The organism is Candidatus Zixiibacteriota bacterium, assembly GCA_022865345.1.
In the GTDB taxonomy this organism is placed as follows: domain Bacteria; phylum Zixibacteria; class MSB-5A5; order MSB-5A5; family RBG-16-43-9; genus RBG-16-43-9.
In genome coordinates, this window is the sequence record JALHSU010000269.1 from 1 (window position 1) to 1,722 (window position 1,722).

3 protein-coding genes are annotated in these 1,722 nt (G+C 43.4%); all 3 read left to right on the forward strand.

Going from position 1 to position 1,722, the window contains the following annotated elements; translation table 11 throughout:
* On the forward strand, nucleotides 1-607 hold a 607-nt coding region (locus MUP17_12870; GenBank protein ID MCJ7459860.1), incomplete at its 5' end, for an ABC transporter ATP-binding protein.
* Between the two features lie 161 nt (nucleotides 608-768).
* Complete coding sequence (locus MUP17_12875) at nucleotides 769-1,017, forward strand: YHS domain-containing protein (protein MCJ7459861.1); 249 nt, start codon at nucleotides 769-771, stop codon at nucleotides 1,015-1,017.
* A gap of 44 nt (nucleotides 1,018-1,061) precedes the next feature.
* On the forward strand, nucleotides 1,062-1,634 hold the full coding sequence (locus tag MUP17_12880) for a YHS domain-containing protein (GenBank protein ID MCJ7459862.1): 573 nt from the start codon (nucleotides 1,062-1,064) through the stop codon (nucleotides 1,632-1,634).
* The last annotated feature ends 88 nt before the right edge of the window (nucleotides 1,635-1,722 follow it).

The following is a 1,722-nucleotide window of genomic DNA, read 5'->3' on the forward strand; positions in this document are numbered from 1 at the left end:
GCTCTACGCCCTAAAAGGGGTTGATTTTCAGATAAGCCCAGGCGAGATCGTGTCCGTAGTCGGCAGGTCTGGTTCTGGCAAGACTACACTTTTGAATATGATCGGGTGTCTGGACACTCTTTCTGAGGGGACGCTTTATATAGGGAATACTGAAGTCTCTAAGCTCAAGGAGAAAAACCTAATCAAGGTGAGAAGAGAGAATATCGGTTTTGTCTTTCAACTGTTCTATCTCATACCTACCTTGACCGCTTATGAAAATGCACTTCTGCCTTTGCTTTTCGCACGCAGATTAGACAAAAAGGAGAAGGTTAAGGAGATCTTTCAGAAGGTCGGTTTAGGTGAAAGGCTGAATATGTTACCCTCAGAGTTAGATGGTGGAGATATGCAGAGAATAGCCATAGCCCGCGCTCTGGTAAATGACCCTAAGATAATCCTGGCAGATGAACCTACTGGCAGATTGGAATCTAAATCCAAGGAGAAGATCTTCGGGCTTTTCAAGAAATTGGCTGAGGATGGACTGGCTATAATCATTGCCACTCATGACCCGGATTTGGCTTCCAGAGCTGACCGGATGATAAGATTAAGAGATGGTATGGTAGTTAATTGACATGAGTAATGTTTCCGACTGGATAGGTAAAAGCTGTCGGGCAGGGTGCCCGACCTACGAAGACCTCACACCTTTCTGCACTAACGTAGGCAGGGCTCCCAGCCCTGTGGACAAGGTCTGTGGGAGTTTTTTTGAAGTAAAGAGTTTAAGGAGGTGAAAAAATGAAGAAAATATGGTTGACAATTGCAGCAATCTTGATAATATTAGTCCTGTTTTTAGGGTTCTCTACTGGCTGGTTTGGAGGTAAAGGAGAAAAGGGTCCTAAAATGGCTGTTTGCCCGGTGTGCAAGATGAAGGTTCTGATTGCAGAAAATACCCCCACCTACGTATATAAAGGCAAAACTTATTATTTTATGAACGAGGAACATAAGAATATCTTTGTTGAGGATCCGGAGAGGTTTCTCAAATAAAATTAATCGAGAAAACAAATCATTCAACATGTGAGGAGGTAAAGGTGAAACGTTCAAGCCTAATCATAATGGCCGTGTTAAGCTTATTTTTCTGGTATCTGGCATCTGCCAGCATACTGGTATACGGTGCGGAGGAAAAAGCGCAGGTTACCGAGCATAAGATCATAAAGGAAGAGATTGGTAAGGATTTTACCTGCGTGATGTGCGGTATGGAGATGAAAGTCGCCAAGAATACGCCCGCAGTTGATTATAAAGGGAAAACCTATTATTTCTGCGGTGCTGGAGAGAAGAAGGCTTTTTCTAAGACTCCGGAAAAGTACGCAACTCAGGAAAGTGCGGATAGTCTGACAACAGCGACAGGCTACACTGAGCATAAGATAACGGACGAGGAATTAGGCAAAGAGGCCACCTGTCCCGTCACAAAAAAGAGTTTCAAGATTTCAAAAGAGACTCCTGCCATAGATTTTCAGGGGAAAACCTATTATTTCTGCTGTCCTGGGTGCATTAACAAATTCATGGCTTCCCAGACTGCATCTGATTCTCTTCAGGTACAGCCGGATTCGCTTCATCATAACCAGAGCACTGGAGGGAGTCATAAACATAAAGGATGCTGTTGAAAAAAGGATATTTTGTCCTGGTTCAAGCAGTCTCTATATACCTGTTGATAACTGGGGCGATAATTTTTAGCTGTGGAAAAAAGGATAC

Coding starts and splice junctions, on each gene's coding strand:
- MUP17_12875 (MCJ7459861.1), top strand. CDS start 769: ATGAAGAAAATATGGTTGACAATTGCAGCAATCTTGATAATATTAGTC.